The following is a 2,661-nucleotide window of genomic DNA, read 5'->3' on the forward strand; positions in this document are numbered from 1 at the left end:
TTGGAGAAGGCGCGCAAGCTCATCAAGAAGATCGGACTTGAACTGGCCGAAGACCCCGAACTGAAGGCGATCACCATCGAGCCGCTCAAGATGCAGGGCGTCGAGGATTTCGGAGAGTATGGGATCAAGCTGACGCTGAAGCTCAAGACAAAGCCTGGAGAGCAGGCCGCCGTCCGCCGTCGCGCCTTCGTCATGATCAAGGCAGCGTTTGATGAAAATGGCATCTGTTTCGCCTCGAAAGCCATGCCGGTTTCCAGCCCTGCCGGATCACAACCGGAAGCGGTGATCACTGCGGATGCGGCGCAACACGCCGCCACCAATCCACAGAAGCCAGTGGCGGCATGAAGAGCGTCAGAGGAAACGACGGGGTGCGGTCGCGTCCTTAGACTTGCTGAATTGCTCGTGAACTCCGGTCCAATTGAGCGCCGCTTCACAGTGTAGGGCAAGTGGCGCTGCAGGGAGATGCCTGATAGGGGCTTTTTGTGCGGCGGTGTTCTGGCGGCGGCTCAGGGAATGCAGGCAGACCGGCGCGAAGCGCTTGGACCATCGCGAGATGTGATTGCGAGTGATGCCGGCATGCCGGCCTCGAAATACGGCCGCCACGCGTGAAAGAAGCAACCGTATAACGGCGCCATCAAAAACCGGACTATGCTTCAAATCTCATCCATGCAACAACGCCATGCTCAAGCACATCCCGTTGACACGGGCGATGATCGCTTTCATATGATCCTCATCGGTGAGATCACCGCTCAGGAACCAATCATCCCGATTCCTATACGTGCGGTCACTCTTCACAATCCTTGGAGTGCCGGTGAGCATCCAAATCGGATCGACGCCGAATTTGTGAAATAGTGCTTCTGTAATGGGCCTTTGTTCGTCAAGTCCCTCAGTACCAAAATCTCGTCACCAGGATCATGCTTCTGAACGGGAAGAATGGATGAATAAGGGATCATGCCATCGGGCAACTGGTTAATCTGTAACATTGTGTCTCACGTCCGTATCCGTCCGGTAACAGGTCAGATTGTCAGGTCGGCACCGCATGGGGGTCATGGCTAACCGGGCGCGCAAAAGGAACTACCAAAAGGGCGATCAATGTGATCAAAGCAATCATTGCCCATGCGTCATTGATGGATTGCACCAGCGCCGCCTTCGCAACCAACGGACTAAAGAGGGCTTGGGCTCCTGCGCCAAACTCTGAGAGGCCGTCGCCGCGAAGTTTGTCGAGAGGAATACCGACGAATTCGGCCGCTTGTGCATCGCCCGCCAGCAGCCGGTTCGCAATGTCCACGCCGTGTGTGGATGCGCGCATGTAGATTACGGTATCGATCAAAGCCAAACCGAGCGCGCCTCCGAGATTGCGCATCAGGTTGAACAGGCCGCTAGCATCCGGAATCCGGTGATGCGGCAGATTTCCAAGCGCCAGACGAGTGGGCGGCAAAATGCAGAACATCACTGCAACACCTCGGATGATCTGAGGCCAGAACATTTCGTCCGCATCCGTTGCTGGCGTCTGGAACGCGCTGCACCCGAGACCTATGGCGAATACTGCGTAACCCAACGCGGTGAGGACCCTTGCGTCCATGCGCTGCTCAAGAAGAACCGCGACCGGCGCAACGATGATTTGCGCGACGCCAGTCGCCAACATCATCGTCCCAATCATGAATGCGCTGTGGCCGCGGACATAAGCCAGGAACACTGGCATGAGGTAGACCGAGCCGAACAGACCAAATCCAAGCAGAAAGCTCAAGGCGCACCCGATCGTAAAGTTGAGGTCCTTGAAATTGCGCAGATTCACCAAAGGGACCACATTGAACCAAGTGCGATGGGCAAACCCCGCAAGGCTGGCGGCGCTGAGCGCGGCGAGCCCAAGGATCAGACCATCCGTCCAACCGCGCTTAGGCGCTTCCTTGAGCGCGATCTCCAGTGCGGCCAGGCCGATCGCCATCATCAATAGGGCCAGAATGTCCAAAGTCCGCATCTCGCTAAGTCGCGTTTGTTCGCGCGGCAACAACGTGGCCGCAAGCATTGCCGCCACGATTCCCGGGACGACATTGATCAGGAACAGCCAGTGCCAGGAGTAAGATTCGGTGATCCAGCCTCCCACCATAGGGCCGACGGTGGGTGCCAACACCGCCACGACGCCAGCAGCCGTCGTAGCGATGCCTTGAAGATTTCCGGGGAAGAGAATGAACACCGCCGAAAAGATGATCGGTATGAGCGCTCCTCCGGCGAGTCCCTGCACGATCCGCCATGTGAGCAATTCCGAAAAATTGCCGCTCAGGGCACAACCGACGGATGCGAGCGTGAACAGGATTATCCCGAACACGAAAAGCCAACGCATCGTCAGCATCCGCGTCAGGAAGCCGTTCAGCGGTATGGCGACTACCTCCGCGATCAGGTAAGCCGTCTGTATCCAGCTCATCTGATCGGGATCGATGTCGAGAGCATTCTGGATGTTCGGCAATGAGGTCGAGACGATCTGAACGTCGAGGATTGCCATGAACATGCCGATACAAAGCGCGGCAAAGCCGAACCAGGTACTCGCCGTTGCAGCTACGATAGATCTGGCATGTGGGGACATGGCTTAACTCCGAAAGCGCGGATTTCTCACTGACGGATTGCCGCTATGCAAACTGTCTCTCATCGAGGAAGGTCAGAAGA

Annotated in this window: 2 protein-coding genes; one reads left to right on the forward strand and one right to left on the reverse strand. The window is 57.0% G+C overall.

Going from position 1 to position 2,661, the window contains the following annotated elements:
• Positions 1 to 345: mechanosensitive ion channel family protein (locus AAAC48_RS25250; protein WP_340656835.1), on the forward strand; the 345-nt coding region annotated here is incomplete at its 5' end.
• A 679-nt stretch (positions 346 to 1,024) separates the two neighbouring features.
• Here AAAC48_RS25250 and AAAC48_RS25255 read toward each other — a convergent pair.
• The gene (locus AAAC48_RS25255) at positions 1,025 to 2,581 is read right to left on the reverse strand and encodes a DHA2 family efflux MFS transporter permease subunit (RefSeq protein ID WP_340656836.1); all 1,557 of its coding nucleotides are present in this window, start codon (positions 2,579 to 2,581) and stop codon (positions 1,025 to 1,027) included.
• Positions 2,582 to 2,661 lie beyond the last annotated feature (80 nt).

The sequence above is a fragment of the Phyllobacterium sp. genome (genome assembly GCF_037994405.1).
In the GTDB taxonomy this organism is placed as follows: domain Bacteria; phylum Pseudomonadota; class Alphaproteobacteria; order Rhizobiales; family Rhizobiaceae; genus Phyllobacterium.

Excerpts from the sequence above, each read along its gene's own strand:
- AAAC48_RS25255 (WP_340656836.1), bottom strand. The coding sequence starts at position 2,581 with ATGTCCCCACATGCCAGATCTATCGTAGCTGCAACGGCGAGTACCTGG.